Below are 1,786 nucleotides of genomic sequence, written 5' to 3' on the forward strand. Positions count from 1 at the left end.
TCAGTCCGGCAGCAAAGCCTTGCCGTTATCGATGAATACCTTGCGCAGGATCTCCGGGCTGTGGCCCTGCAAATTGCGCACGAAGCTGCCCATCGGGTCCTTGCCACCTTCATGATGTGGATAGTCGCTGGCATAGCAGTACACATCCTCGAATCCGTAGCGGTCGATATAGGTGCCGACCGGCTCGAAGTCGAAGCATGCAACACGCAGATTGCGGCTGATGTATTCCGATGGCTTGAGCTTGAGCCTGGTGTGGGCCTGCGACGAAGGAAACGGCGTGCGACCATAGAAGCGGTCCATGTTCTCTGCAAGTGGGCCTACCCAGTGACCAGTAAATTCCGCACACCCAAACACAAGATCGGGATGCCGGTCGAACACGCCACCCAGCACCATTGTCATCACATAGTTCTGGATCTGCAGGTGAATGTTGGTCAGCGTCCACGGGTCAAGGGAGAACTCCGCCCCAAGCATCCATCCCTGGAACGCGGGGGCATTGCGCCACTCCGTTGTGGCAAGCAGTTTCTCACTGATCGAAATATGACCCACCACCGGGCACTTCGCCGCCGCCAGCAGGCTCCAGAGAGGATCCATCCGCGGACTGGCCGGCGATACGCCGCCCGGGGGCTCGTCCGTGGCAAGCATGAAAAGACGCACTCCATGGTCAACTAGCCGTCGTGCCTTCTGGTACATCGCCTCCGGTGTATCGTCGACCAGCAGCGCAACCGGCCGCACACGGTCCTGCTCCTTCGACACGCGGGCACACCAGTCGTTATAGATGTCCATCAGCCGGTAGGCATACGCCTTGCGATCGCCCGTGATCGAGCGGAACACCCGGGGGTCGTCAGCCTTGTTGTATAGCGCGTGCGCGTAGATTGGCGCAATCCCCGGATACATGATCTGGCGGTGAATCCCGGTGAAGTCCATCACCTCGAGGCGTCGCCCGATGTCATAGCAGCCCGGTGCCTTCTCCATCTTGACCTTCCAGACGGTCTCAGCATTAATCTCGGTATCGTCACCCTCGAGGTCCGGGTTCTGGATAATCGCCTCACCCTCATTGCCCGCGTTTAACAGCGCAGCAGCCAGTGGCCGAACCTCGGCACCGTAGGTATCCTCCCAGCGCCTGATCGGCATTGCCTCATGGCCATCCGTGTCGTTGATCAGGCCAGCAAACTGCGCAATGGCCTCCGGTAACTCGTAACGCGCGACTGCCTGCTGTGTACTTTGCATCTTTCCGCTCCTAACGGGATCCTAGAAATGCATCCAACCATTGAATGGCAGCCCAGCTATGCAACACGACCGTATCGTCCCATCACGAGCCGCTCCCGCTCGGGAGGAAACACGCGCCACTGACCGTCGCCATGCCGGAAAAAGAACAGCTCGAAGGGTCCCGTTACCCGGGATGACTCGATGCGGATGCAACGATGGTGGTCAGTGCCCGGATAGCTGTATCGCGTCAGTCTGATCGTCCGCCCGGGCGCGGGCGTCAACCATTTGTCGATAAGCCAACGCAAAGATTGCCCCTCCGTACTCATCTCCTGCTCCTCAAACGCTCCCGGGTTCTCCGCATCCGGCCCTAGGTAACGCGCCTTCTGGGTCGCGATCGTCAGTGGATCCGTTCTACGGCGGACAGCTCGCCTCTATCGGTCTATAGACCTATAGTAGAAGTCGCATGACCTAGATGCAAGCAGAGTTTATCTAGGTAAAACCCCCATCCAATCCCAATTCCTTGCCCAATCTTAATTGTAAGATATGAAATTAAAAAACGTCATATAGGTTTTTGGACCTA

At 57.8% G+C, this 1,786-nt stretch carries 1 protein-coding gene; it reads right to left on the bottom strand.

Features of this window, described 5'->3' with window-relative positions; translation table 11 throughout:
• Nucleotides 1–1,227 (bottom strand): amidohydrolase family protein, encoded by a 1,227-nt coding sequence (locus P3T22_RS33175; protein ID WP_429327280.1) that lies wholly within the window; start codon nucleotides 1,225–1,227, stop codon nucleotides 1–3.
• Nucleotides 1,228–1,786: the final 559 nt, after the last annotated feature.

The organism is Paraburkholderia sp. GAS348 (assembly GCF_050434205.1).
Taxonomy (GTDB): domain Bacteria; phylum Pseudomonadota; class Gammaproteobacteria; order Burkholderiales; family Burkholderiaceae; genus Paraburkholderia.